The 25795-nt window shown below is 34.5% G+C and carries 27 protein-coding genes; 5 read left to right on the top strand and 22 right to left on the bottom strand.

Features of this window, described 5'->3' with window-relative positions:
* Positions 1-56: 56 nt before the first annotated feature.
* Together ACY0M5_RS02410 and ACY0M5_RS02415 are read left to right on the top strand one after the other, a co-directional pair.
* A complete protein-coding gene (locus tag ACY0M5_RS02410; protein ID WP_461630694.1) occupies positions 57-1067 on the top strand; it encodes a glycosyltransferase family 4 protein in 1011 nt (336 codons plus the stop codon).
* 41 nt (positions 1068-1108) lie between these two features.
* Positions 1109-2590, top strand: coding sequence for a glycoside hydrolase family 130 protein (locus tag ACY0M5_RS02415; RefSeq protein WP_461630695.1), 1482 nt, complete (start codon positions 1109-1111; stop codon positions 2588-2590).
* Between the two features lie 1013 nt (positions 2591-3603).
* On the opposite strand, the gene ACY0M5_RS02420 is transcribed toward ACY0M5_RS02415, so the two are convergent.
* A complete protein-coding gene (locus ACY0M5_RS02420) occupies positions 3604-4305 on the bottom strand; it encodes a LytR/AlgR family response regulator transcription factor (protein WP_461630696.1) in 702 nt (233 codons plus the stop codon).
* A complete protein-coding gene (locus ACY0M5_RS02425; RefSeq protein WP_461630697.1) occupies positions 4305-5045 on the bottom strand; it encodes a sensor histidine kinase in 741 nt (246 codons plus the stop codon). The genes ACY0M5_RS02420 and ACY0M5_RS02425 overlap by 1 nt, the downstream gene beginning before the upstream one ends.
* Positions 5046-5587: 542 nt before the next feature.
* Between ACY0M5_RS02425 and ACY0M5_RS02430 the strand changes: the two genes are divergently transcribed.
* On the top strand, positions 5588-5980 hold the full coding sequence (locus tag ACY0M5_RS02430) for a MotA/TolQ/ExbB proton channel family protein (RefSeq protein WP_461630698.1): 393 nt from the start codon (positions 5588-5590) through the stop codon (positions 5978-5980).
* A gap of 277 nt (positions 5981-6257) precedes the next feature.
* A complete protein-coding gene (locus tag ACY0M5_RS02435; RefSeq protein WP_461630699.1) occupies positions 6258-8147 on the top strand; it encodes a serine hydrolase domain-containing protein in 1890 nt (629 codons plus the stop codon).
* Positions 8148-8997: 850 nt separating this feature from the next.
* Here the strand turns inward: ACY0M5_RS02435 and ACY0M5_RS02440 are convergent.
* The 19 genes from ACY0M5_RS02440 to ACY0M5_RS02530 all read right to left on the bottom strand — a co-directional run bounded on the left by ACY0M5_RS02440 (position 8998) and on the right by ACY0M5_RS02530 (position 23581).
* Positions 8998-9765, bottom strand: coding sequence for a hypothetical protein (locus ACY0M5_RS02440; protein WP_461630700.1), 768 nt, complete (start codon positions 9763-9765; stop codon positions 8998-9000).
* Positions 9766-9928: 163 nt separating this feature from the next.
* Positions 9929-10204 (bottom strand): Imm27 family immunity protein, encoded by a 276-nt coding sequence (locus ACY0M5_RS02445; protein WP_156197450.1) that lies wholly within the window; start codon positions 10202-10204, stop codon positions 9929-9931.
* Entirely contained in the window at positions 10192-10800 is a 609-nt protein-coding gene (locus ACY0M5_RS02450; protein WP_461630701.1) for a hypothetical protein, read from the bottom strand. The genes ACY0M5_RS02445 and ACY0M5_RS02450 overlap by 13 nt, the downstream gene beginning before the upstream one ends.
* 142 nt (positions 10801-10942) lie before the next feature.
* Complete coding sequence (locus ACY0M5_RS02455; RefSeq protein ID WP_461630702.1) at positions 10943-11695, bottom strand: hypothetical protein; 753 nt, start codon at positions 11693-11695, stop codon at positions 10943-10945.
* Between the two features lie 164 nt (positions 11696-11859).
* Positions 11860-12372, bottom strand: coding sequence for a ClbS/DfsB family four-helix bundle protein (locus ACY0M5_RS02460; RefSeq protein ID WP_461630703.1), 513 nt, complete (start codon positions 12370-12372; stop codon positions 11860-11862).
* Between the two features lie 253 nt (positions 12373-12625).
* On the bottom strand, positions 12626-13612 hold the full coding sequence (locus ACY0M5_RS02465; protein WP_461630704.1) for a transglutaminase domain-containing protein: 987 nt from the start codon (positions 13610-13612) through the stop codon (positions 12626-12628).
* A gap of 251 nt (positions 13613-13863) precedes the next feature.
* On the bottom strand, positions 13864-15411 hold the full coding sequence (locus ACY0M5_RS02470) for an IS1182 family transposase (RefSeq protein ID WP_461629368.1): 1548 nt from the start codon (positions 15409-15411) through the stop codon (positions 13864-13866).
* 237 nt (positions 15412-15648) lie between these two features.
* The gene (locus ACY0M5_RS02475; protein ID WP_461630705.1) at positions 15649-15870 is read right to left on the bottom strand and encodes a hypothetical protein; all 222 of its coding nucleotides are present in this window, start codon (positions 15868-15870) and stop codon (positions 15649-15651) included.
* Positions 15863-16681, bottom strand: a complete 819-nt coding sequence (locus tag ACY0M5_RS02480) for a hypothetical protein (protein ID WP_461630706.1) — start codon at positions 16679-16681, stop codon at positions 15863-15865. The genes ACY0M5_RS02475 and ACY0M5_RS02480 overlap by 8 nt, the downstream gene beginning before the upstream one ends.
* Positions 16682-16844: 163 nt before the next feature.
* On the bottom strand, positions 16845-17321 hold the full coding sequence (locus ACY0M5_RS02485; RefSeq protein ID WP_461630707.1) for a hypothetical protein: 477 nt from the start codon (positions 17319-17321) through the stop codon (positions 16845-16847).
* Between the two features lie 471 nt (positions 17322-17792).
* Entirely contained in the window at positions 17793-18296 is a 504-nt protein-coding gene (locus ACY0M5_RS02490; protein WP_461630708.1) for a hypothetical protein, read from the bottom strand.
* A gap of 7 nt (positions 18297-18303) precedes the next feature.
* Positions 18304-18747: a hypothetical protein gene (locus ACY0M5_RS02495; protein WP_461630709.1), complete on the bottom strand. Its 444-nt coding sequence runs from the start codon at positions 18745-18747 to the stop codon at positions 18304-18306.
* Between the two features lie 781 nt (positions 18748-19528).
* Complete coding sequence (locus ACY0M5_RS02500) at positions 19529-20200, bottom strand: hypothetical protein (RefSeq protein WP_461630710.1); 672 nt, start codon at positions 20198-20200, stop codon at positions 19529-19531.
* A gap of 40 nt (positions 20201-20240) precedes the next feature.
* Positions 20241-20450: a hypothetical protein gene (locus tag ACY0M5_RS02505; RefSeq protein ID WP_461630711.1), complete on the bottom strand. Its 210-nt coding sequence runs from the start codon at positions 20448-20450 to the stop codon at positions 20241-20243.
* Between the two features lie 145 nt (positions 20451-20595).
* Positions 20596-21201 (bottom strand): recombinase family protein, encoded by a 606-nt coding sequence (locus ACY0M5_RS02510; protein ID WP_197092866.1) that lies wholly within the window; start codon positions 21199-21201, stop codon positions 20596-20598.
* Positions 21198-21392, bottom strand: a complete 195-nt coding sequence (locus ACY0M5_RS02515) for a hypothetical protein (protein WP_156197238.1) — start codon at positions 21390-21392, stop codon at positions 21198-21200. The genes ACY0M5_RS02510 and ACY0M5_RS02515 overlap by 4 nt, the downstream gene beginning before the upstream one ends.
* A 61-nt stretch (positions 21393-21453) precedes the next feature.
* Positions 21454-21777 (bottom strand): hypothetical protein, encoded by a 324-nt coding sequence (locus ACY0M5_RS02520; protein WP_461630712.1) that lies wholly within the window; start codon positions 21775-21777, stop codon positions 21454-21456.
* A 4-nt stretch (positions 21778-21781) separates the two neighbouring features.
* Positions 21782-23161 (bottom strand): hypothetical protein, encoded by a 1380-nt coding sequence (locus tag ACY0M5_RS02525; RefSeq protein WP_461630713.1) that lies wholly within the window; start codon positions 23159-23161, stop codon positions 21782-21784.
* Positions 23162-23392: 231 nt separating this feature from the next.
* Positions 23393-23581, bottom strand: a complete 189-nt coding sequence (locus tag ACY0M5_RS02530; RefSeq protein WP_321319610.1) for a helix-turn-helix domain-containing protein — start codon at positions 23579-23581, stop codon at positions 23393-23395.
* A gap of 163 nt (positions 23582-23744) precedes the next feature.
* On the opposite strand from ACY0M5_RS02530, the gene ACY0M5_RS02535 reads away from it, so the two are divergent.
* Positions 23745-24413 (top strand): helix-turn-helix domain-containing protein, encoded by a 669-nt coding sequence (locus tag ACY0M5_RS02535; RefSeq protein ID WP_461630714.1) that lies wholly within the window; start codon positions 23745-23747, stop codon positions 24411-24413.
* Between the two features lie 43 nt (positions 24414-24456).
* On the opposite strand, the gene ACY0M5_RS02540 is transcribed toward ACY0M5_RS02535, so the two are convergent.
* Entirely contained in the window at positions 24457-25683 is a 1227-nt protein-coding gene (locus ACY0M5_RS02540; protein ID WP_461630715.1) for a site-specific integrase, read from the bottom strand.
* Between the last annotated feature and the right edge of the window lie 112 nt (positions 25684-25795).

The raw sequence follows: 25795 nt of genomic DNA on the forward strand, positions 1-25795 counted from the left end.
TTTAAACAAACTTGTGAATCATTGTTTATACGATCCACCCAAACCTTTACAAACTCATGAAAATAGCTGTTTTATCGCCTATTGCATGGAGAACGCCACCCATAAAATATGGTCCGTGGGAACAAGTAGCTTCAAATATCGCCGAAGGGCTTGTTGAAAAAGGAATTGATGTGACACTGTTTGCAACAGGAAACTCGGGTACAAAAGGGAAATTGGAATACATATCGGAGACTGCTTATGCCGAAAACAGCAGTATTGAACCAAAAGTGTGGGAATGTCTGCACATTAGTAATTTGATGGAACAAGCGGACCGCTTTGATCTGATACACAACAACTTTGATTTTTTACCCCTTAGTTATTCCAAGCTAATTAAAACACCCATGTTAACTACTATTCATGGTTTTTCGTCACCGAAAATTATTCCTGTCTATAAAAAATACAACAAGAATAATTTTTACGTCTCTATCAGCAATTCCGACCGCAGTTCTGAGCTCAATTACATCGCAACTGTTTACAACGGAATAAAATCTTCTGACTTTACTTTTAATCCAAATCCGAAGGAATATTTACTGTTTTTTGGCCGAATACATCCTGAAAAAGGCACATCTGAATCCATTCAGATAGCTAAGAAAGCAGGAAGAAAACTGATTATTTCGGGATTAATACAAGATCAGGAATATTTTAACAAGAAGGTAAAACCTTTCATTGATAATGATGCCGTTGTGTATGTTGGCAATTCAAATCCAAATGAAAGAAATAAACTCTTGGGTGAAGCTTTTGCACTGCTGCATCCAATTAGTTTTAACGAGCCATTCGGATTAAGTGTTGCCGAATCGATGTTGTGCGGAACACCGGTAATCGCATTTAACAGAGGATCGATGCCGGAATTAATAAAGGACAAAAAATCAGGCTTTTTAGTGAATTCAATTGAAGAAGCAGTACTTGCTGTTGATTCGATTAATTTGGTAAGCAGAGCGTATTGCAAAGAATGGGCAGAATCGAAATTTACTCAGGAAAAAATGATAGAAGCTTATTTAAATGTTTATCGAAAAATTTTAAAAAAGTAGTCGCATTTTAGTAAGAACACTAACCAATAAGGAATACACAGATGGAAAAGGAAATCAGCAGACTTATTAGTCGAAAAACAATAAAATTAATGCGCGATTCATCGCGGGTAATTACCCGTGCACATATACCAGGTGGCTTATCGCGTATCGATCATATAATTGATCGGGTTTTGAAGCTTAGCGAAGAGGAAACTGAGAAATTAATGCATACTATTTGCGATAAATTTAATGACAGACATAAAGATATTGAGCGGCAAATAACTGAACACTTTGATAATGTTTCGGAATTTTTACCGCACGACATCACAATCAGTAAAATGAAAAAAGAGCTCATTGGAGCTTATTTTACAATGGAATACTCTATTGAGTCGGCTGCGCTTTTCAATCCTTCGATGATTCCTCATCCTGATCAAAGTAATTTACCCGAAGGCTGTCTGCGTTTTATAATGAGCCTGCGTGCAACTGGCGAAGGACATATTTCATCCATCGTTTTTCGCAGTGGTATCATCAACAAAGACGATTCAATTCTTTTCGATCCAATAAGCGAGTTTGTTGAGACATCAAAAATGCGTCACAACCCGTTTTATGACAGTCACTTGTTTCGGCTGAAATTAGAAGATTTAAATGCCTGGGACGAAACAAGTATCCGCGTAATGGAACAAATACCTGACCGGTTTACTTTTCAGGAGCTAAAAGTAAGTATAGGTGTAGTTCACATGGATCCGGACTTTAGCTGTAACGATGACGTAATTAACACTTTATTTTGGTTGGCTAACTCGAACTACAACATACAGTTCGATAAAAGCTGCGGGGTTTCGGAACGTGTGATATTTCCCTATTCGGAAAATGAAAACCGGGGTATTGAGGATGCCCGGTTTGTTCAATTTCTTAATGACACCGACGAAAGCATATACTATGCAACCTACACGGCTTACAATGGGGTTAGTATTCTTCCGCAGCTAATAGAGACAAAAGATTTTCTCAATTTTAATGTTATCACTTTAAATGGTAAGGCTGTTCAGAACAAAGGCATGGCACTATTTCCCCGTAAAATAAAAGGTCGGTATGTTATGCTATCCCGCCAGGACGGAGAAAACAATCACATCATGTTCTCGGATCATCTGCATTTTTGGCAGGAGTCTAAAATTATACAAGAACCTACAAAACCATGGGAATTTATACAAATAGGAAATTGTGGATCGCCCATTGAAACTAAAGAAGGCTGGCTGGTACTTACTCATGGCGTGGGACCTATGCGTCAATATTCCATAGGCGCTATCCTGCTTGATCTGGATGATCCTACAAAAGTAATTGCACAACTTGAAGAACCATTACTCACACCCAACGAAGAGGAACGTGAAGGCTATGTACCGAATGTTATCTACTCGTGCGGAGGTTTATTACGAAATCATAAATTAATTATTCCTTATGCCATGTCTGATATATCATCGGGCATTGCAACTATCGATTTAAATGACCTGCTCTCCTGTATGAAATTTCATAAGCAAGAGGATAAAACCTAAATCCCTGAAGGGACTTGAAGCAATTAACAATTAGCATTCAGCGCTTTGATTCTCTTCTACCCCTAAATCCCTTAAAGGGAACTTCAAAAAAACAGCTGCCTCTAACCTCTTCCTAAAATTCCTGCCGGTAAGCCCCTTTAGGAGTTTGGAGCAATTGAGCTTCAGTTTGAAGTGTTTACCACGTGGTTTTACTCAAGTTTGGTCGTCGAGAGCAGTTTGCCAACGGAAAACATTACCTATTGGTGATCGAGAGGACATTGCCGCTTGGTTTTACCCAAGTCTGCTCGTCGAGAGCATTTTGCCTCATGGTTTCAGCCAGTTTTAATCACTGAGAGTATTTTTGCCAACAGAAATTCCAGTTTCCAATTTGCATGATGACAGTTTGCCAGCAAATTTTATGAAACCGATACAATCGCGCACAAGCGGGAGTATCTTTATCATCGATCCTCAAATTCCAATTTGACAAACCTATAATAATCAACTAAACAGACATTTTAATCTTAGAAATAATAAACACAAAAGCGCTTTGAGACCCAAAAATAAAAATCCTCCTAAGCATGTACTTAGGAGGATTTTATTGGCAGCCCCAACAGAACCCAAATAAAAATACACAAACGATTGATTGTTAATGCCTTACTGGTGTGAAAGTGTTTAAATGTACCCTTATTTGTCCCCCTTATAAATATTCATTGATAGCGGTGAGTGTAAGAATAATAGCCGATTGCAGGGTAAGATACCTATCAACCTGTTGCAATGTTGAATCGGACTAAAATCGCTCGAAAACGCACTTTTCCGGCTATTATTTTTACACATTAATGTATGCTGGTGTTAATTGTTCAAAGTCAATCTGTTTCAAGTTTTACAAACCTAATCTTTTATCTTATTAATCCTCACTGACCTTGATATGAAGCACGAAATTTAGTATATCATTTGTACTTGGGGAATCCCAAACCGCCTTTAAGGCGGTACTTAGGTCTGGTATTTGTTAGCTTTTTTGCAAGTTTTAAAAAAGGTTATTGTTTTTCAAGACTGCTTAATACATGTTCTTTATAATTTCTGCCGATATTAAATTGCCGGTCATCCAGCATAATATATGACGATGTGTAGTGGTCAATTTGGTTGATGTTAATAATAAAAGAACGATGGATACGTAAAAACATCTCTGCTGGTAATTCCTTTTCAATGCAAGCTAATGATTCGTAGCAGATAAGACTGTTCGTTGTAGTTTTAACTTTAATGTAATTATCCAGACTTTCAATATAAAGTATGGTTTCAGTGGAAATTTTATAATTCTTTTTATCCGCCTTAATATGAATAAATTCTTTAGGTTTTTGAAGTTGTGTTTGTTCCATTGAAAGAAATTTATTCATCGCTTTTAAAAACCTTCCGGTAGAAATTGGTTTTACAAGGTAATCAAGGGCGTTGAGATCAAAAGCATCAACAGCAAATTCCCTGTAAGCTGTTGTAAAAATTACATAGGGTTGATTGGGGATGGCTTTTAAAAATTCAATGCCGGAAATGGATGGCATATTAATATCTAAAAATAATATATCAATAGCTCCTTTATTTAAAAGAGGCATTGCTTCAATAGGCTTCGTATAGGTTCCAACACACTCAATATGATCACTTAAATTTTCAAGATGTTCCTGTATAACTTTTATTGCCAATGGTTCATCGTCAATAATCAAACAGGTATATTTTTTTTTACCGGGCATTATCGTAGAATTTTTAGGTTAGCTTCAAAAATGTCATTGTTTGTTGATATTTCTAATTCATATTTATTTTGATAAATAAGGTCAAGCCTTTCACGAACATTTTTCAGACCTATGCCCTTACTCTTTTGAGCACCAGTCATTGTCGAAGTAGTATGATGTATGTTGTTTTTTATATTGAATTGTACTTGGAGCGAAGCCATTGTTAATTTCATATCAATAAAATCGTTGCTTGTTTGTTTTAGTCCGTGCTTGAACGCATTTTCAACAAAGGGGAATAGAATTAAAGGGGCAACTTTTACTCCGGATACATTTTTAGGAAAATCGGTTTTAACGTTAAAATTTTCGTCGTGTCTTATTTTTTCAAGTTCAATATAATTGTTGATGAATTTAATTTCATTGCTTAATTCTACCTTCTCTGTATTGCATTCGTAAAGCATATAATCAAGTAAATCGGCTAAACGAATAATAACTTCCCTTGAAAGCTCCGTATCCACATTTACGAGAGCATAAAGGTTATTCATCATGTTAAAGATAAAATGAGGATGGATTTGCTCTTTAAGCAATTGCAGTTGTACTTCTTTAAATTTCAATTCCAGCGTATTTTTTTGCTTCTCAATAGTTAACTTTTCTTCTTTCGATTGATACGATTCTTTCGTAAAATAAAATACAGAAGACAGCAGTGAAATTAAATAGGTACCTGTGAGAAGAATAATAACATCTTCGAGGGAAGGCAAAATCATATTGGGAAGGGCTATGCTGCTATACAAAGTAATAAGAGAGAGCGCAATGCTGATGAGCCATAGCGATAGAATAAGTAAGAAAAAGAGTAGGTATAAAAACAGCCCTCTTTTACCTATAAATAAAAACTTCGGAATTAAAATATTATTGGTTATCCTAGTATTTATATAGCTTATAATCATAAGCAAGATAGATAGGTTTAATCGCATATCTATATCGTAATGCCTGTTGCTGAAAACAAAAAACATGAATAAAGAGGCTATTAACCAATACATGATTTCCCAAATTGGAAAACTATTATTTTTAAATTTAATGTTTTTATTGATATCCATGACAAACAAATATAAAACGAAAATAGCTTTGTTATTATATAACAAGCTTATTTTATGCCAACCGCAAGAAACGCACCCTGAATAACAAAAATGCTATATATTGTTTTAATTTTGTTGTTGAGGATGCTATTTATGTTGTTCCTATAATAAATTTTTAAAGGTTATCATGAATCTTTACTATTGTCCCATTATTAATTTAAAAATTTAAAGTCATGATAATTAGATTTTTTTATGAAGGAGGAGCCTTTTTCATGTCTCTTGTTTACCTGATGTGGATAGCTGTATTTACCCTTGCTGTTCGTTTTGTCATTTTGTACCGTTCTAATAAAAATCCTCAAAAACTTAAAAGGACAAATGATAGTATTTTGTTTTTCGGCAGTTTTGCATTTCTGATTGGGATTACTGGGCAAATGGTGGGTCTTGTAGCTGCTTTTGATATTGTCCGAAAGGTAGGTAATGCAGGTGTTACACCACAATATCTCGCTGGTGGTTTAAAAGTTACTTTTATCGCCCCGCTTATCGGCTTATTGCTTTTTATGATATCAGCAATTATTTGGTTTGTATTCCGAAACCTTAAACAGACTAGTCACTTGCAAGATTCTTAATAATCTTTTGATCTTATCATTTTTTATTGTCGTGCCTTGGCAAAAACAGAACATTTGGAAACTTTGGTTTTCTGGGTTGACATGTAGCGGTTTGCAAACCCGCTATTTTGTGTGGTGGAATTTCATTTGTCTTTGCGCGAGGGAAAAAAATGAATTCCCATCAAACTACATCGCCCTATCAAAAGATAAAACTTAAACAGTTTCTAAATACATAAAAATACATTCCTACTATAGGGCCAAACACCTTATATCCATAAAAAAAAACACAACTATCCTTATGAAATATTTACTTATTACGATTTTAACAATATGTTCTTTTATTTCATCTGAGACTAAAATATATTCTCAAAATATAGATACACAAACATCTGAATTAAATGCCTGGATCGATTCTACATTTAAAGAAGCATTGAATTCTGTTCATATTGCAGGGGCTTCCATTGTTTTAATGCAGGGAGATTCTATTCTTCATATGAACGGTTATGGAGTACAAAATATTGAATCCAATATTCCTGTGGGTAGTAGCTCTTCTATATTTGGAATAGCCTCTATTTCAAAAACTTTTGTGGGTACAGCAATTATGCAATTAGTTGAGGATGGACAGTTAGAACTTGATCGTGATGTTAATAATTATCTCAAAACATTTCAACTTAGGTATAAATTCAACGATTCAATTACTGTAAAACATCTTTTAACGCATACGGCTGGTTTTGATGAACGCAATATTGGCACTGCAGTTCGGACTGAGAAAGATGTAATTTCCTTATCTCGATATTTAAAAAAAAGAATGCCACCACAAATAAGACCAGCTGGTGAAGTCATAACCTACTCCAATCATGGTTATGCCTTACTGGGGCTTATTGTTGAAGAAGTATCTGGCTTACCCTTTCATGAGTACGTCAGAAAAAAGATTTTGCAACCATTAGAAATGAATTATAGTGGTTATAGAAGACAAGCCGAACTCAAAGAAAACTACGTTACCAGTTACTTGCAAAAGGACGAGCAATTAATCCCATACAAACCTAATTTTCAACTCTATTATCCCGCAGGTTCAATGAGCTCAACAGCATCAGACATGGGACACTATATATCTATGTTCCTGAATAATGGTCATTTTAAAGGAATTCAAATTTTAGATTCCTCAACGGTAGTTAAAATGCATCAAACAGCATTTAGACAATATGAAAAATCTGAGAATGGATGGCTTTTAGGGTTTTATGAATCGCAATGGAATGGAATAAGACTTGTAAGACACGCTGGTGCTATTCAGGGTTTTGTTAGTGAATTAATATTGATTCCTGAAAAAAACATAGGTTTCTTTATTTGTGCTAATTCTTCGAGTATGCCAAATAGTAATAGTCGAGTATTTATTGACAAATTTATTTATGATCTACTACCACGCCTTATGCCAGGTAGTATTGTCGAAAAAGAAAGGACAAAAGTATCAACTAAGATAGGTTCTGTAGATGAACCGTTGGAGATGTTCACCGGTAAGTATAGGTCTACTAGATATGCACATACAACTTTAGGTAAATTGGCTACTTTGATAGGATTTTCTCTCGAGATAGAGATTGTATCAAATGATAGTACACTTGAGGTAGTAGAATGGAACGATAAACTTGTTCCTATCTCCGATTTAACATTTCATTCAAAATATGACAGATACTTAGCTTTTGGCAGAAATACGAAAGGAGAAATTTCTTATTTCTTTGTTGACACCTTTTCATTTAATAAATTAAAGTGGTATGAGCCTGTTAAATTTCAGATTTATTGGATGGGTGGTATTATCCTAATTTTGTTAATTTTTATAATTACCAGTGTAGTGCGTAAACTATTTGTGCGCAAAAGAAATAGTCATTTGCTTAAAAAAATTAATTTTTCGCTTGCCTCTTTAATCGTTCTTTTCCTTGCAATGCTTGCTTTTGTTTTAATAAAGACAGATCCCCAAGAATTTTTCTATGGTATACCTTTGCTCATTAAAATGGCATTAGTATTGCCTTTTTTAATTATTCCATTGGAATTTGTTTCAGTATACTTATTGATAAAAGCCTTTAGATATAAGGGGCTGAAAACTTTAGGTTTAATTTATCAATCTGTAATTCTTGTTGCAGCTTTGCTTTTTATTCCTTGGTTAACGTACTATAACTTAATCGGATTTAATTACTAAGAAGGGGGGCTGTCTAAAAAGTTTTTCCCTTGTGCTCACCTCTCTAACTCCTGTAAAGGGAGAATGCCAACACACAGTATAGGGATCTTCTCCATTAGAGAACAGAAGGGTGAGTCCAGAAAATACGAGAAATTTACTTTAAGGATAGCCTCATAATTTTGCCTACTATGTGAGCTTTTGCGAAACACTGCTTACACAAGGTTTAATTACTACCAGCGACAATGCAGTCTTTACAAGCATACAACTTGTTATCATGTATGCTTGTAAAGTGGTGAATATTCCAACAAAAGAAAACGGAATGAAAATTAAGCGGGTTTTATTCAACTCTAAAGGGCTTTCAGGATGAATCTATAAATTGTAAGGATTTGGCATATTTAAGCCGTTAACTAGTTATAACATGGCTAAATTGTTCTCTAAAGAAGTAATATTTTTCCGAGGAATTTGCTTGTTAAGAATGGAACTGAAACAGCATTAAAACAAAAACACTTATAACCGTGTGATTATAAGTGTTTTAGTAGCCCCAACAGAACCCAACTTGCAGTTTATAATAGTTTTACGGTCAGCACTTTACGTGGATTCACTTAGGTGGATATACCCTTATTTGTCCCCCTTGTAAATATTCATTGAATATTGGGTTTTACGGCAATCTCTCTAATTAATCTAAATAAATTGCTATCAAGTTTTACCTTTTTAGACAGTCTGACGGATGGCAATAAGAAACGTAGGGCGTTTCGAAGCACCTACCTATCAAGCTACCAAGCCGTTTATTAAATGTCATTTAGTTCAAATATAGCACTTTCCGCCCTATGTTTTTTATTGCGTGTTGTGTGTTGCCGTTTATTCCTTAGTGTCAAGATACCCATAATCCAATTTCGTGTTTTATAATCCATATTCCGTTTACTTTTTCCACAATTAGGATTACTCCATAAGCATTTAATCCATTTTTAAAGAAAGTATAATAGAAAAATCCTTTTGTGAAATCCTTGTTGAAAATCACACGGCTACAAGTAATCAATCCAATTTCTTTTATATCTTTTGTTTGCCTTCTTGTTTCTTGGTCAGGGTATTTCTCATTTGTAATCTCAAATCTACCTTGATTTGTAATTTTATTGAAATCAATGTACCGAGTTGCATATTTTTCAAGTCTAAAAGAATCTAACAAGGTTGAGTCTATCCGTTTAACTTCTTTCAAGTCTTTTGATTGTCTTGTACTTATTTGGTATAAAGAGTCAGTAACAAACACTAAAAGTCTACTTGAATCATATTGACTTGAGATGCTATCAGAGAATTTCTGAAAATCTGATTTAAATTTTTCTAATTTTTCTAAATTCCCTTCAGTTTCAATCAATTTCTTCGAATATTCAAAAGGATAATACTCTCTATCACCCCATTCAAGGTCATTCTTGTTTACTTCTGGTTCTTGTGCATATTCAATCAAATACTCGTCTGGCATAAGAGGAATCAACCAATCATTATTATAGTATCCAGTGTCAATGAGTTGAATGAATAAATCATTAATAACATTATATTCCTCTTTGTGATATTTCTTAGTGTCCTGTGCTGAAACTTTCACACAAAAGAGTCCAAATATTATTATTAATCTAATTGTTTTTATCATGCAGAATGTCTCTTTTTCGGTTGCACACAACGAATTAGTGTAAGTGTAGCGCGGGTTTCAGGGCAATTACCTATCCACCGTTACCAAGGTACGAAAAAGTACCAAACAGCCGAATGAATCAACATCCCCCGCGTTACATTTACACTGTGTTGTGTGGCGTAATTTATTCATTCTCAATTAATAATCTAATCTGTTTTTCGAAGTCAACATTTTCTGAAATCCATTTTTCAAAATCAATCAATCCGATTTTAATAATATAAGGTTGACCTCCTCCATGATATTCGCTAAAAGGGTAAAACGAAATCCAATTTGAATCAGAATTTTTAAAATATTCTCTCCAATTTAAAGAATCGTTAGAAACTTTTTCCAATCGTAATGAACCAATAAGCTCTTTATCAAGGCTGAAAACAGATAGGTTTCTATATTTTAATTTTTCCATGAGTCGATTTGGTCAATTTCCCAATTTTTATCTACTAATTTAAGAGTCAAGCCGTTCTTACCCCAATAATATTTTTTATTCTCATCTGAATTAAACTCGAAGTAATCAATTGTAACATATGCCTTATCAGTCGAAATAAATTTAATGTCAATTATTCTAATCCCGTCAATTGGCTCTTGTCCACCAGTCCACCGATAATAGTTTCCAAAATCACAGTATGCCTGCTCATATTCATCTAAGTCCGTAAAAGTTGTTTTTTGAAAATCCGAGTATTTCACTTTTCCTAAATTTTCAATACAATCAGAATAGCTTTGCCTTTCTTTATTAATCAATGAGTCTGAAAATCTATGTACTTTTAAGTTGTCGAGATATTTTGTGTAATCAAGTGTAGTCATTCCGTTTTTAGATTCTACAAATTTTGGCTTAAAATCAGAATATTTCTTTTCCTTAATCGTAGTCAAATACCAATCATAAAATCCGTTTACAATCTGACCGACTTTAATCGAATCAGCTGAGGAATTATCAGATGCTCTCAGATTACTTGAGAATCCAATAAAAAGAATCAGAATCCATATTGGTTTAACTGTCTGTTTCATCGTTCGTTTTTATGCCACACAACGGAAAATTGTAAGTTGTCGTTGCGGATTGCGGGTGATTGTCCGTCCGCAGGACGAAGACAATCATGCGGGAATCCGAGGCGACAACCTGCACCAACACCGCAATGCAATTTACAAAATGTTATGGGCTGGGTTTTAATTCTTTAAATTTTAATCTGTATGTTTCGCTTTCAAATTTATCAAAGTCGATTTTCTTGAAATAATCCATATTTGAATTAAAGTAAATCGTGTCGTTTAATTCATTCTCGGGATTGATGTCAACATAGATTTTTTTGTTTCTATAGGTTTTACCAATCAATTTTAAAGAGAATGTTACGTCGTTAAAAATGAAGTACGAATTTGCCTTTACATTTTTATTAATCAAAATCCCCTTTACGTTGTAAAATCTGTCATCTGGAGCTGAATTGTCAAAATAATGCACAAGATGATTGTAGATATTAAATTCAATCTCGTTCCCTAGTTTTAAAATCAATTTTTCTCCAGACTCGGCTGTCGAAATTTTGCATCCAGTCAAACTATAGTTATACTCTGGCGGGTTATAGTCAATTTCAAATGAATGCAAAATAGTTTTAATCTGCTCTAAATCTGTCGAGTTAATTAGAATGTATTTGTCAAAGTCTGAGAATGAAATCTTTGTTGGATTTGACGCATCCTCAAATTTTTTAATGAAGATTTTAAGTCTGAATATTTTGTCAATTAGCCAGAAAGGCAACCAAATAGGTGAAAAAATGATTTTTACTATCCAGTTAGGATGAGATTTTAGTCCTCTCAAAAATGTCTTGAACAAATAAATCGGGTCGCGCAAAACCAAATAAAGGATTAGTCCAAATCCTGCTATTAAAATTATCGATATTATTAAGCTAAATGTGTCCATTCATTTTGCGCTTTTTACCTTGCCCATAACGGTTGGTACATGTTGTCGGGGCGGATTTCGAAGAGCGTTCCTGTCCGAAGGACACGGAACTGCGAAACGAGAATCCGCAGTTGGCGTACCACCGAACCCCGCCCTGCAATATGTACTGTGTTAGCACTCGTATTTTATGTTTCAGTCAAACTTTTTTTATGTTTCTTAATTTTTTTCATTGCCCAATCATAATGACTCGAAGTAGCAGAAACGCAATAACTTCCTAAACTCGTTGTTCCAGTCCAAGAAAAATGTTTTTTTGTGAACAATTCATTGTCCGAAAATGTGTCAATTAGTTTCATTACGTCTGAGTGACTTTTTTCTAAAATTTTCACGGATTTTTCAAATGGAGTTTTTTGATGCTTTTCCCAAAATTCAATATTCATTTGCGGATAGGTTTTCCAGTTATAAGGTTCTGGTAAGAAATTCATCTCTTTCCCAGATTGGTTTGAGTCAACCCAGTTTAATAGAAGTTGATGCCATTCATACAGATGCACTAAAACATCTCGAATGTTTTTATCTCTGTCCTCGAATTTGAACGTTTTGTCTTGTTCTTCTTTTGTCATTGAACTAATAAGAGTGAATAATTTTTCAAAATTTGTTTTGCTCGCCTCTTTTAATTGTTCTTTTGTCGTTGGTCTCGCCATTATTTTTATTTTTGAAGTATTCTATTTTCGTAAATCCATTTCAGTTTGCAACGTTCTTTAATATGAGTGCTAACGGTGAACTGTATGATGCGTAGGGCATTGGAAATCACTGACTTTTCAAGCCGCTAAGTAGCCGAAGCGCAGGTTTGACACCTGCTGTTTGGACTCGCCGTCGAAGCTGCGCTTCGGCGGAGCTGTAGAAAGCACCCAAGCCTCGAATACCCACTTTCTGCCCTATGCACTATACAGATTGTTAGGGCACGTATTTCTTTATAATTTCTAATCCACTATCTATGTCATTCTTTAATATTTCAGCACCATTTTTTGCTTTTGGCACATATCTTTTTGCTTTCTCTAAATATTGTTTTGCTTTAATTAACTTCGTTTTATCGTTATTCCAATCATTAATTAAGTCAACAGCCGTATTATAATAATTAATTACAATTGCATTTGAATTGTTACTGTTATAGTTATATGAATCATCTGAAAATTTTAATAATTGCTCTGTTTTCGAAAGACTAAGATAATTTTCAATTTCCTTTTTATAATCAAAACATCTCTGAGTTGAATCATTTTTTGAATTATATCCATTAATAATCAAAGTATCTAATGGTATTGGATAATCAGATAATTGCCACATTGGGTCTGCGGGAATATGTTTTGAGATAAAATAAATATTTTGAGTAAGAAAATTATAGGTGTCGACTTGTTTAATAAATTGAAATTCTCCAAGTTTATTTTGTTTTAAATATCCAGAAAAGCCCAATAAATCACAATGATACCAAGTTTCGCCTATTTTTATAACATTCCAAGCGTGATTTGTTTCATAGTAAATTTTATTATCAGAATTATATTCAGGAACATATCCTTCGATGATTTCATTTGTAATATGCAATTCATCACAAAATTTAGAAAATAATGTTGCATAATCACCACATATTCCTTTTCGTTGATTAAATACAACTTTGTAATCATTCATCATTTCGCTAGTTCCAGTATAAAACTTATCTAAATCAAAATCTATATTTTTAAAAATCCATCCAGCAACAAGACATAATTTTTGAGTATCAGTTGAACAATAAGTATTTACTTTCTCAATTATTTGCATAAATGATAAATCATTACTTATAGAATCTCTTAATGAAAATGCGTCATAATCAAATTTAATTGTCTTGCATTCTTGCCCCCAAGTTGTAATGCAAATTATCGAAAAAAGTATTAAAATTTGTAATCGTCTCATATTTTGTATCGCACTGTTAATATTCTGACTAACGTCAAATTTTGTTGTTTTTATCTTGTATCTCTTTATTCATAACACTTTTAGCTTTATTTGTCTCTGAAAATTTTCAAAAAAGTGCTAAAATTTTGTCGTTAGCAACAGTATTTAATAAGCACTGGAGAAATAGATAATTTGCGTTTAAATCTATTTCGGAAGTGCTTATGTGGCGAATGTGCCCTAACGTCAGTCTGTCTAAAAACTCATCAAACTGCTCAATTAAGTGTTAAATATAGCGGTTTTAGGGATACATAAAAATTGAAAATGCTTTTATTTGGAAATAGAATTGAGCTTCTTATTTGGGCGACACTTAACTTTAACAGCAGTATTAATTCAAGAAAATAAGATAATTGCTGTATTGCCCATTCCATAAGGGTTTTCAGGCCAATAATATTGATTAAGCGGCGCAGGTTGTAGGCGGTCATTTGTAAGCCCACATCGGCACTTGCCCTTGCGATGCCTTTTTTTGTCATAATGTGATCGAAGCCCCATTGTCGTTTTATGGTTCCGTAAGGATGTTCGACTATTGCCTGCCGTCGTTTGTAATAAGTTTGATTCTGATCTGCGCGTTGTTTGTTTACCTCAATGAGATCCTGGTATTCGCTGCGTTGTATTGCCTTTCCACAGACTGCCTTGCTGCATTGGTCTTTTACACTGCAGTTTGCACAGGCTTTGGTCGTATAGCGTTTAAACTGGTAGGTTCTGGCCTGGTGCCATCTTCCGTTAGTTCTTAGTTGTTGGTTTTGCGGACAGGTATAATAATCCTCCTGCTTGTTGTATCCGAAATTGTCTACATTATATTCTGGATTCGGTGCTTGTGCTGCCACTCTGGGTATGGCTACTATGGTTTCAATACCCAATCGATCCGCGACAGCGAATTCTGAACCGGTATGGTAACCTTTATCGTAAAGAGCCGTGAATTGGTTGCTTCGTAAAATCGTTTTTGCACGCTGCAGCATATTACCCATGGCTTTGCTGTCGTTGGCATTTGTTACTTTGTAATCGATGGGGATGTTGTTTTCTGCATCAACCGTGGTTTGTATGTTATAAGCGACTTCGGTAATGTTATTACGGGTAATCATCTGACGGCTGTCAGGATCGGAAGTAGAGATTTGAGGCTGACCTGTTTGCTTGATTTGACTCTCTATATTTTGATACTCCTTTTTCCGATCAGTTTGTTTGCTGATTTCTTCTTCGATGATCTTTTTTTTATCGCCGTCACTTTCTGCCAATGCCTTTTCATACTCCGAAAGCTTGTTCTCAATATAAGCTAAATGACAGTCAATCTTTTTTTGATTGAAGTTGTTTTTCTTGCTGTTTTGTGCCCTGAGTTTGGTGCTGTCACCGGCCAGCAATTTTCCTCCAATCAAATTAAAGTGTTTGGCCAGTTGAACGGTTTGCCGGAATACTTTTTTTATTGCTTTGGGATTGTCCCGTCTAAAGTTGGAGATGGTATTGTGGTCAGGGCTTAAGCACCTGAGCAACCACATAACTTCTATGTTTCTCGCACACTCTTTCTCTAAACCCCGGGAGGAGCGGGTTCTGTTCAGATACCCATAAATGTAGAGTTTGAGTAAATCCGATGGACGGTAAGCCGGTCGTCCGTTTTCATCAAAATCAACTTTAAAACCAAAGTCATTCAAATCAAGGCTGTCAACAAACAGGTCGATCAAGCGAACTTCATTGTCTTTAGCAATTGACTGATCCAGTGAGATGGGAAAAAGATGAGTTTGTGTTCTGTCTTGTCCTTGTATAAATCTCATACCATAAGATAACAAAGTGTTGAAAACCTGCCAAATACAGCAATTATAACTTATCAACAACTTATCAAGGTTTTTAGACAGTCTGACGTTGAGTATATGCAAAGTAGGCAATTGCGGGCTTCAAACTATCAAACCGTTGAGAAGTTGAAGCGGGCTACAACCCTTGAATTTACTACTATTTCGCCTATTTTGTATATACATTGTTGTGTGGCGTAATTATCTGTTTTTCAATCCTTTTTACGTTAACTTTATAATCTCTTTAATTCGATTTTTATCATCTTTATCAAGACTTTCCGCTGAATTTAAAATCTCATTTAATCCATTCATGAAGTCGTGCCAACCATCAGTCAGTCCGTTTACATATCTTTTAACTTGACTTAATTTTTCAGCCAACTCAAGCTTATTGGAATTTTTTGCGTCATCAATTAAGTTATCATATTTATCCCAAAAGCTATTCATCAGTTCCAATCTTTGGTACAACTTCATTTAGTGCGTATTGAACAAACTGTTTTCCAAGTTCGGTCAATTCATAAGGTTCTTGGTCATCGAATGCCGATTTATGGGTTGATGAAGAACTTCTTCTTTTGGTAGGTTGCTTTACAAACTGTCCATACATATTTACAGGTTTATATTGCCTTATTACTCCACTAGTGCTTAAGTCTCTAATCAACATTTTATATAAATCTGCTTGTGCCGAATTTTCAGCAGGTCGAGTGTCATTCATTTTATCCCAAATCAGACCTCGTGTAATTCCTGGATTTTGATAAACCTCTTTAATTACAACGAAATGTGCCTCATGAAATAAATCAATCCAGTCGATAAATAATCGAACCAAATCATCCGTACATAATTCCGTAGCACCTGCATTTGTGAGCAATTTTCGTATAATCTCTTTTTTCTCGTTTGTATCAGATTTATCCCAAACTCTGAATCCTTTTTTAACTAATGTTAAATATCCCTCAGATTCTAATCTTTCCTCACTTGCAGAAAACTTTTCAAGTCTTGATACAATCTCGAAAAGAGTTTCAGCTAGATATTCAATCTTCTCTTGATGTTCTTCAAGCCACAGTTTTTGTAAAGCATTAACCTTACCCTGCTCAATTTCCGAATGAAGTGCTGAAGATGCACTTAGAAATCCACCTACCCATGGTATACTGCTCAACGCAGACAAAACAAATCTTGACCCTTTCTTTTTTTTGTCATGCTTACTAAGCTTTTCAAGTTTCTCTTGAATTTCTTTTATATCATATTTTCGTATCGACTTGTCCATTTGCAGGGATTGTTTTTATGCCACACAACGGTTGGTACATGTTGTCGGGGCGGATTTCGGAGAGCGTTCCTGTCCGAAGGACACGGAACTGCGAAACGAAAATCCGCAGTTGGCGTACCACCGAACCCCGCCCTGCAATATGTACCGTGTTATAGGGTGTTTTTTATTCATTTTTTGTTTTGTTCCAAAATTCAATATCGTATTCGTCCCAGGACAAAATAACTTGGAGGTCATTGTTTGTTTTTGAATCGCTGTCCAAGTAATGATGTCCACCACTGCCAAGTCTGTACATTGATGTTAGTTTTTCTCGAAATTCTCCCCATTTTTCTTTTGTTATTCTCCACTCATAATTCTCAAGACTTGTTTTTAATAATCCAAGATTTTCGTTGTCGGAGAAAGCTTTCAAGTTGATTCTATATTTATTGTCTAATAGCTTTAACCTGTCAAAATTGAAGTCAGTCAGGTTTTTGGAGAGTTTTAAAAATACCTTCTCAAGTTCTAAAAGTCCATGAATGTCCACCGAAATTAAAATGCTATTTTCTCCTTTGAAATTTTCAAAAAATCCGATTCTGATATGTTTTTGTTTTTTTGTCATGGCAAGTTTAACTTCTATTGAAATTGCGAACTCTTTGTAGTTCATTCTTTGAAATTATTCCATAAATCAAACTCGGGACAATCAATGGTGTTACCAGCCCTAATATTGTATAAACGTTGTTTGTTTTGAAAAAATAGTCCCATAGAAAAATGAAAAGCAGAGGAGTCCCAACAAGAAAAATAATTAATCCAACAATCAGCGCAACTTTACTTTCACTTGCAGAAATTGTGTCGATATGATATTTTTCCTTGTGATTGCATTTTTTACAAGTCAATGGAATCCATTCGTTTTTTGACTTTTTAAAATCTGTCCGATTTACATTCCAAGTCCAAAAGGAAATCTCGGATTTACATTTATTACAAACTGCGTAAAGTTTCATTTCATGCTGTTTTGTCTTTTTTTAAAATACCCTATAACGGTTAGTGTATGATTTCGTAAGGGATTGCGGTCTTCAAACCTATCAGTTTACCCACCAAAATTAATGCGGGTGATAACGCTCGAAAACCTCTGAAACCCTTATGAATTATACACATTGTTGGGCGTTCGTTCTTTTTCTTTATTTCGTTCATATGCATCAAAGTCAAAATTTTCAGGTCTTGAATATCCATCCCAAACAAATTTATATCCTGTTTTTAGAATCTCAATATCGAATTGTCTTTTAACCTTAAATATATTATTCGAATCGCTAGCTATCAGAATCAATCCAGATGTAAATAAACCTGAGATGGTTAACAAAAATATTGTGATAATCTTATTCAATCTGATTTTTATTAAGAATCTATTTATCAGCATGACCACTATAAACCAAAATGTAAAGTGAATTAATAAATTTCCTAGAAATTCAGTCATAAAGATCTGATACGATAATGAAGTATGCCAACCATTACAAGCATATGGAATAGGAAATCCATACATCATTGAATCAGGAGCATCAACTGGTAATACATACCACCATTTTGTAAAAATAGTCAATGACACAATAGTCAAGGGTAAAACTAATGTCCAAGATAATCGCTTCATTGTATTTTTAGTATACAAAGTCATGGTCTTTATAAATCATCCAATTTTTATTTATACCCCATCTTTCGATTAATCCTACTTCTTCATAAAAATCTGGTTTTGGAAATTCAGGTCTTGGACATGGTTCATATCTTAAGTGCAGTTTGCCTAATACTAATTCAATATTAATTAGCTCGCAATCAGACGTTTTACTTGTTATCAAATATTCAACTTTATGACTTAATACGGTACTATTTATAGCTTTATTCAATGCTTCTGGAAAATATTCTCTGCTAATATACTGGTTGTATGAAAATCTTGATAAATCACAATTATTAATCGTCTTTATTAGTATATCGTAACTGGTTGAATCAGTTTTAATATCTTCAATAATTTTTTGCTCAAAGCCTGAACAGGCTGAGAATGAAAGAATCAATAATAATCCAAGAATCTTAATAATCCAATTATCCATTTCGTTTAAATTTTGCACTGCCTTGTATTGAATGACGCCCAACGATTGTGAATGTGTAGGTACATTTATATTTCTTTTATCGATCTTAAAACATACACTTACACAGCTAATTTACATGTGTAAGTGTATAAATGAGATTTGTGTCATCAATGTAATGAGAACTAAACTTGTACTAAAGTATTAAATCTTAACTAAGAATCATACTGTCAAACCTGTCATCTTTTCAATACAAATAAATCATACCTTAAATATGTCGTTATCTCGATCACTTATCCAGCTTCTATCCCGCTCGTTTATCCTACTTAAACGATCTTTCTGATAGCAAAACAAATTAATTTGGTGTAAAATTCTATTTCTCTAGTACAATAAGCCCTTACAGAGAATGAAACCTACAAATAGAGCTATTCTAAAGGGTTCTTAAGGGTTATTTATCCCGATCTTATAGTTCCTATCCCGATCACTTATCCCGCTTCTATCCCGATCGTTTATCCTGCTTAAACGATCTTTCTGATAGCAAAACAAATTAATTAGGTGGAAATTTCTATTTTCCCTGTAAAATAGGTCATTACAGAGAATTAAACCTACAAATAGAGCTGTAATAAAGCGGTTTTAAGGGGTGTTTATCTAGGTCTTATCCGGTTTTCATCCCGATCTTATCTAGATCGCTTAACCGTTTCGCAGGATATAAAAAAAGCCAAGTAATATTTTAATGGTTCAGGTCTCAATTTCCAGAAGTTTAAAATATCAGTTGGCTCAATTACAAATATAAATAACCAGGCAATTACACATCTTCGTTTTCCTCTGGTTGCATCATGTAGGCTTGTAGGGTGGTGAATATTTCTATTTGCTCTTCATGTGTTTTTGCAAACAATACATAGAGCATTTGTACCAGATAGCCCTGTGCATCGGGTTGCATTCTTCGAATGGCATCAATAATCTGTTTTTCCTGAACATTGTATTGATCTGCCACACCGCCCAGAGCATTTGTTTTACTTGGAATTAGATTGCTGGCAAAAGCTCCTAATACGGATTGAATTGCCGGCATCTGAGAAATTGCATGAACTGTATCTTTGGTTGTGCTGGTACTGGCATCAGCAATATCTCTGGTGTATTTTTCCTTTTGGTCATTTAATTTATCGTTTAGCTTTTCAATCGTGAATTCATGCTTTAGATTCGTGTCTTCCAAAGCTCTGATTTTTTCCCCGTATTCGGTTCTTAAACTAAGGATGGTATTAAAATGTTCCCGTTCTATGCTTCTTAATTCTGCCGAAGCGTTTTGGTTCATTTGGTGATTTCCCCTGCTGTCTACGTCCATAATCGGATAATCACCAAATTCATCCAGCTCTCTTTCTTTTGCCCGCATCCGTTTTGCTTTGTTGATACAAGAAGTAGAACAATATCTACTATCGGGTCTTTTATTTTCAATCGGTTTTCCACAAATTTCACATTCCATTTTCTGGTTCTTTTTTAGTTGTTGGTTTATTTTACTGATTCTATTTTCTGTCAAGTATGCCAATTTCCCATTTGGCTCTCCATTCCACATTTTCATGAATGAATTTGACTTCGTTTTCAAGTAAGAGATTATGTCCTTTGATGTGTTCCAAAAAGACAGGATCAAGTTTTTTCATTTTTTTGCAAAGAGTTGAAGAGGAAATGTCTAATTCCATGGCAAGCTCTTTTCGGTTCATTGTTCTGTATTCCATTTTTTAACTTTTGCAGTTTGCTTATTCCTGAATTCTGTTTTTTTCGTGTTTGTATTCTTTTTAGAGTGTACCCTGTCAGGCTCATACTGGAAGCATCTTTTTTGCCTTGATTTGCTGTATTCATTGCGACACCCTTAAATGAATACTATATTTCAAGCTCTACGAACTTTTTTACCCGCTGAACTGTGGAAACCGATTTCTTGACCAATTTTGAGATATTTCGAATTGACTTCCCATCGTTTAAAAGTTCAATGATGTCGGAATGTTGCTCTCTGTATTTTTCATCACTCATTTTTCCTTTTCCGGCATGTTGCAGATAAATGCCTTTTGCTTTTGCAACTGCTATTCCTTGTCTCTGGGCTTCTCTGTTACTCATGTAATCCATTTCAGCCAGCGAAGCCATAATACCTGTCATTAAAGTGAAAAAGAAATTGTCTTTTCCGTCAGTTTTACTGATCAGATTGTGCCTGACAATCTCAATGGTGCAATCTTGTTTTAAAAGAGTGTTGATCGTTTCAAGAATATCAAAGGTGTTTCTGCCAAGCCTGTTTACATCTTCAACAACAACGTAATTGATCACCTTGTTTTTGGCATCCGCAAGAAGCTTAGAGCCTTGTTTTCTTTCGGCAAAGGGGATTCGTCCGCTTATCTTCTCAATGTAGGCTTTGCCCTGTATGATTTCTTCCTGTCTGCCTGTGTTCTGTCCTTCGGTTGAAACACGTACGTAGGTTGCTTTTTTTTCAGTGCTCATAGTGTAGGCCATTTTTGCATTCCTGAAATTTGCTCATGAATGTATTTTACTTCGTTTTCAAGCAATACGTAACGTCCTTTGATCTGCTCTTTAAATTGTGGGTCTAAATCTTTCATTCTTCGCCAAAGAGTTGATCCGGAAATTTCCAATTCCATTGCAAGCTCTTTTCTGTTCATTGTTTTATATTCCATCTATACTTATCTATTTATTAATTTACTGCTCTTAAACAAACTATTACTTTAAATATTAAACCTATGAAACTCTTAAGGATGGAAACTGTTTTAAGTGTTCTTTGACCATATCATCAAACTTTTTATAGACTAAAACCGCAGTATCCCTGTTGGAATTTTCTTTCTTGATGTACATCTCAAATGTTTCAAGATATTCATCTTGCAGGTGGTGATTTTTAGTAATAATCTTGTCAAGATCAATACCCATTAAATACACGATGGGATACCAGCTGTTTATAATAAGACCGTTACAATCCAGAATCTTTTCAATGTTGTCAAAAATTCGGGAAGCGATTACAGAATCTTCTATCAGATCAATAATGATGTTTTCTTTTTTCGTACTCATTTTATCATTGTGCATGTTCAAGCCTTGTATCATCAGGGCATTGGGTTAATAATTCGGTTTTGGTTCTCTTATCAAATTCATTGAGGAAGAAACGGGCATCAGCACCGTGGTAATATCTTTTCTTTCCTCCGATGGTTGCGATGACCGATGTTTTTCGAGTCGGAACACCTTTTCTCTTTTTCCGGTTTGGGTTGGTGGTTCTAATCAGGTTGAATTCATTTCCTAAATCTTTAATCAGGTTGATAATCTCTTTTTCCTTTTGGCTTCGTTTGGCTTGTCTTTTTTCGGATACTTTCAGGTTGTAGGCTTTATCCCTGCATTTTCTTTGATCGTTGCAGTACTTGGAATCGCTTTTCTGATGGGTTATCTCTTTACCGCAGGTCAAACAGTATTTCTTTTTCTCTTTTCCCTCCCTCTGGTCGTGATTATCGCACCGTACAATACGTGGTGTATCCGTAACATCTTTTTGTGCGTTTTTTTCTAAGCAGTTCCACTTTTTTAAGGGTTCAAATTCGGTGTATTCGTAACAGTTTTTTGTGCGTGTAAAGGCTGATAATTCCAATGAAACCAAGCCTTTCAGGATGCTTTTAATGTCCCGTTTTGCGTAGGTTTTTATCAGCTTTTCAAGTTGTTCCTTATTTCGTTGGCGGTTTGTGTTACTTCTTTGGTCTTTAATCCACCAATTGGGATTCCGTAAGTCCTTAAACTTGCTTTTGTATTTGGCTGGAAGTCTTCGGGATGTTTTGATTTGATCCCACTCAAAATAGATGGTCTCATCAATGAATTTCAAATACTTATCGGCAATCAGCTTGGCAAGCTTTGTTCTGTCCAGAAGGTCTGCTAAACTGATCATTCCGTAGTTTTCAACCGCCCGCATTCGGGTAAACTTGGTTTCAATGCGAAGTAGCTGTACTTGGGTAGTCGATTGTTCGGATTTGTTGTAGAACTTGTATTTTGCATTCGTGCTTTTGTAAGCATAGCCGTAACCCGCTTTCCCGTTGATTTCCATATCGGAACGCTCAACACCACGACAATACAGAATACTATCTAAAAAGGTGTTGTTATCAATTTTAGTGGCAGTTGTATCCAGATTCAAACCGATTTCAAACCCTCTTAACAGTGCCATTTGTGGATTAACCCCGAATTCAGATAAACGCTTAACGGCTTCCTGAAAATTATCATAGGTAAAGCGGTTTGCATTATGAGCTCCATCATTAAAGAACTTGTGGATAGAACCTTTGATCTTTGCTTTCCCTCTGGGTTCGATGATAAAGTCCAAACCTTTGTAACTGGCTTTCCGACTGCCTAGTTTTGTGCCTGAGTCTTCATCAACAAGTACGGCAAATTTTAACTCTGGGTGTTTTTCCCAAAGGTTAAAATCCAAATCCGTAAGTTCTATGTTGATACCGTCAATCAAGGGAGTAAAGGGCTAAAAAAAATAGTGAGTTAATTGTCTTAAAATAGTGGTGTATGCGTAACACAAATACGTGCGTTTCCATTACTCATTTGAGCAATTTTCGAAAAAAAACAGGCTTGAAAAAACCTGTGTATTCGTAACACTTTTATTTGCGTTATTAGTTCCTTATATCCCATTTTTATTGACATGCAGGGATTTTTACACAATTGGTTTTACTGGACGTAAAGCGTCATCTAGCTCTGAACGTTTAAAACGGTTTGCATTACCAATTTTATAAACTGTTACAATACCTTGTCCAATCCAATTGTAAAGAGTTTTTCGACATATTCTTAAATAATCCAATGTTTCAGCAGTATTCATATACGGACTTTCAATTTTTGCTTTCATCTGTGTGTGTTTTTGTGTATGTTTGTACATGTTTATAGTTTCAAATAGCAACTATATTAATATTATTTCATTTTAAATGTGTAACACACCGTAAATATACGTATTTTAAAGTGTTTTTCAACGTGCGATACACGCTTTTACTTTCTAAAAACATCTATTTATTATGGAATCATCTATTATTGAAAGGGTTAAAGAGATAAGAAATAAGAATAAAGTTTCTCAAATTGAATTTGCCAACTCGTTAGGCGTATCAGCTTCATATATTGCTGGACTTGAAATGGGGAGAAATAGTTTAAATCAGAAATTTATATTTGCTGTTAAAGAGAAATATAACATTTCGGCTGATTGGCTACTATTTGGAATAAAGTCATCCAAACCTGAAGATTTTATTTTTTTATATGAAGCTGTTTATCCAATGGCGCAATCCGCATTTTTTCAAAGCAGGAAGATTGTTGAGGCTATAAACCAGAAGGTTGTATCGTATGTTACTTCGGATGAATTTGATAATGTTGAATGTTTTATGTATCCTTCTTTTCTAGAAGACTATAAAGAGATAAAAAGGATATCAGAGAAAGCCAACGATTTTTTCCGCCATTTAATGATCCATACAGCAGAAGCTTTTATCAACACAACAAAAACTACTGAGGAAAAAGGGACATTACTAAAAAAAGCATTAAAAGATGTGACAATTGCCACCGTAGAACTTAATGTCCTTTTATCAAAGCTTATTGATGTTGAATTAGAAAACGCAATCCCCTCCATAGTTTCGGAGTCTCTTAACAAAAAGCACCCTATTGTTAAGGGGCACTACATCCCAATGAAAGACATTTAAATATCAAACAGTTCGTATTATATAGACATTGCAAAGAATAATCTTACTTTGCAATATCTAAAATACTTTCAGACTGCCATGCTTTAAGCAAAATATCTGCATGCTCTTTATTATCCAGCTTGATATATTTGTAAAAACTCTTTTCTGTCCGGTGTCCTGTTATCTTCATTATAGTAGCAGTCGGGATTCCTTTTTGATAGCTATTTGTTGCAAAAGAGCGTCGAGCCGCATGTGAACTGACTAATTCATATTTTTTAAAGGATTGGTCAACCAAAACCCCTTTAACATAGGATTTTTGCCTTACAACTTGATCTATTTTAGCAATCTTGCAAACCTCTTTTAATTGTTTATTGATCTTAGCATTGGACTTAAACTGATAATCGTATTTTTCGAGAATTCTTAGCACCTGAGGCAAAATTGGTATTGTAACCCGATCACCTGTTTTTGCCTGAACCGTATTTATATAATTCCCCGACACACTACCACGGTTTAAGCTTATTATATCCTGATATCTCAAACCAGTATAACAACCAACGATAAAAATGTCTCTTGAACGCTCTAAATGCGGTTTATCAGATAAATTTACAGCTAGAATAGCCCTAACTTCCAAATCTGTTAAATAAATATTTTCCGCATCAACCGAAATTCTTTTAAAATGGTTGCTTTTAAAACCTTTACTATCAGTTAAACCTTGTTCTGTTGCTTCATTCATCAAGGTTTTTAAAGCCTGTATATATTTACCTAATGTATTGGGACTATACTGATATTTTTCTTTCAGATATGCGAGAAAATTATAATAAAAATCAAGGTCTATATTATCAAAATCCAGAGGTTTACCACAGTAATTTTTGAACTCGCTTAAGTGTTCATGCAACAACCTAAATTTACTGAGGGTCGATTTGGCAAGAGGTTTGCCTGTTTTAGGATTAATCTTTTTACTTTGCTGATCAGAAAACGACTTAGCAAAACTCAATAAATCGATTCTGGTTGCTTTTTCATTGGATAAAGCTCTTTTAATAAGCTCTCTAACTTCATCCTTTGTTCGGGGCTGATTTTCCAAATAAAACCTTTGAAAACGCTCTTTACTTTCCAATAAATAACGATTTATATCAACTCTATTGACAATACTGGTAATATTTTTGATTTGTTGTGCATTAATATTCCAACACTCCTTTTTCACCTTAATACCTGTACTAGTCTGAATTTCAACATTAAAATGCTTAATTCTTGCTACGATAGTATTGTTACGTACTTGAAAATTTAAATTCATATCTTGTATTTATGTTTCATAAAAGCATACCCTAATTTGTACCACTCTGTAAAAAGACACCCATTTTGAACTCTTAATACTTTACGAAGATACAATATTTTGCTTTCATTTA

The organism is Labilibaculum euxinicum (assembly GCF_963678175.1).
GTDB lineage: Bacteria > Bacteroidota > Bacteroidia > Bacteroidales > Marinifilaceae > Labilibaculum > Labilibaculum euxinus.

What these genes read in the sequence shown, in the direction of transcription:
- ACY0M5_RS02410 (WP_461630694.1), top strand. Translation starts at nt 57, where the DNA reads ATGAAAATAGCTGTTTTATCGCCTATTGCATGGAGAACGCCACCCATA.
- ACY0M5_RS02415 (WP_461630695.1), top strand. Translation starts at nt 1,109, where the DNA reads ATGGAAAAGGAAATCAGCAGACTTATTAGTCGAAAAACAATAAAATTA.
- ACY0M5_RS02420 (WP_461630696.1), bottom strand. Translation starts at nt 4,305, where the DNA reads ATGCCCGGTAAAAAAAAATATACCTGTTTGATTATTGACGATGAACCA.
- ACY0M5_RS02425 (WP_461630697.1), bottom strand. Translation starts at nt 5,045, where the DNA reads ATGATTTTGCCTTCCCTCGAAGATGTTATTATTCTTCTCACAGGTACC.
- ACY0M5_RS02430 (WP_461630698.1), top strand. Translation starts at nt 5,588, where the DNA reads ATGATAATTAGATTTTTTTATGAAGGAGGAGCCTTTTTCATGTCTCTT.
- ACY0M5_RS02435 (WP_461630699.1), top strand. Translation starts at nt 6,258, where the DNA reads ATGAAATATTTACTTATTACGATTTTAACAATATGTTCTTTTATTTCA.
- ACY0M5_RS02440 (WP_461630700.1), bottom strand. Translation starts at nt 9,765, where the DNA reads ATGATAAAAACAATTAGATTAATAATAATATTTGGACTCTTTTGTGTG.
- ACY0M5_RS02445 (WP_156197450.1), bottom strand. Translation starts at nt 10,204, where the DNA reads ATGGAAAAATTAAAATATAGAAACCTATCTGTTTTCAGCCTTGATAAA.
- ACY0M5_RS02450 (WP_461630701.1), bottom strand. Translation starts at nt 10,800, where the DNA reads ATGAAACAGACAGTTAAACCAATATGGATTCTGATTCTTTTTATTGGA.
- ACY0M5_RS02455 (WP_461630702.1), bottom strand. Translation starts at nt 11,695, where the DNA reads ATGGACACATTTAGCTTAATAATATCGATAATTTTAATAGCAGGATTT.
- ACY0M5_RS02460 (WP_461630703.1), bottom strand. Translation starts at nt 12,372, where the DNA reads ATGGCGAGACCAACGACAAAAGAACAATTAAAAGAGGCGAGCAAAACA.
- ACY0M5_RS02465 (WP_461630704.1), bottom strand. Translation starts at nt 13,612, where the DNA reads ATGAGACGATTACAAATTTTAATACTTTTTTCGATAATTTGCATTACA.
- ACY0M5_RS02470 (WP_461629368.1), bottom strand. Translation starts at nt 15,411, where the DNA reads ATGAGATTTATACAAGGACAAGACAGAACACAAACTCATCTTTTTCCC.
- ACY0M5_RS02475 (WP_461630705.1), bottom strand. Translation starts at nt 15,870, where the DNA reads ATGAATAGCTTTTGGGATAAATATGATAACTTAATTGATGACGCAAAA.
- ACY0M5_RS02480 (WP_461630706.1), bottom strand. Translation starts at nt 16,681, where the DNA reads ATGGACAAGTCGATACGAAAATATGATATAAAAGAAATTCAAGAGAAA.
- ACY0M5_RS02485 (WP_461630707.1), bottom strand. Translation starts at nt 17,321, where the DNA reads ATGAACTACAAAGAGTTCGCAATTTCAATAGAAGTTAAACTTGCCATG.
- ACY0M5_RS02490 (WP_461630708.1), bottom strand. Translation starts at nt 18,296, where the DNA reads ATGAAGCGATTATCTTGGACATTAGTTTTACCCTTGACTATTGTGTCA.
- ACY0M5_RS02495 (WP_461630709.1), bottom strand. Translation starts at nt 18,747, where the DNA reads ATGGATAATTGGATTATTAAGATTCTTGGATTATTATTGATTCTTTCA.
- ACY0M5_RS02500 (WP_461630710.1), bottom strand. Translation starts at nt 20,200, where the DNA reads ATGGAATGTGAAATTTGTGGAAAACCGATTGAAAATAAAAGACCCGAT.
- ACY0M5_RS02505 (WP_461630711.1), bottom strand. Translation starts at nt 20,450, where the DNA reads ATGGAATACAGAACAATGAACCGAAAAGAGCTTGCCATGGAATTAGAC.
- ACY0M5_RS02510 (WP_197092866.1), bottom strand. Translation starts at nt 21,201, where the DNA reads ATGAGCACTGAAAAAAAAGCAACCTACGTACGTGTTTCAACCGAAGGA.
- ACY0M5_RS02515 (WP_156197238.1), bottom strand. Translation starts at nt 21,392, where the DNA reads ATGGAATATAAAACAATGAACAGAAAAGAGCTTGCAATGGAATTGGAA.
- ACY0M5_RS02520 (WP_461630712.1), bottom strand. Translation starts at nt 21,777, where the DNA reads ATGAGTACGAAAAAAGAAAACATCATTATTGATCTGATAGAAGATTCT.
- ACY0M5_RS02530 (WP_321319610.1), bottom strand. Translation starts at nt 23,581, where the DNA reads ATGAAAGCAAAAATTGAAAGTCCGTATATGAATACTGCTGAAACATTG.
- ACY0M5_RS02535 (WP_461630714.1), top strand. Translation starts at nt 23,745, where the DNA reads ATGGAATCATCTATTATTGAAAGGGTTAAAGAGATAAGAAATAAGAAT.
- ACY0M5_RS02540 (WP_461630715.1), bottom strand. Translation starts at nt 25,683, where the DNA reads ATGAATTTAAATTTTCAAGTACGTAACAATACTATCGTAGCAAGAATT.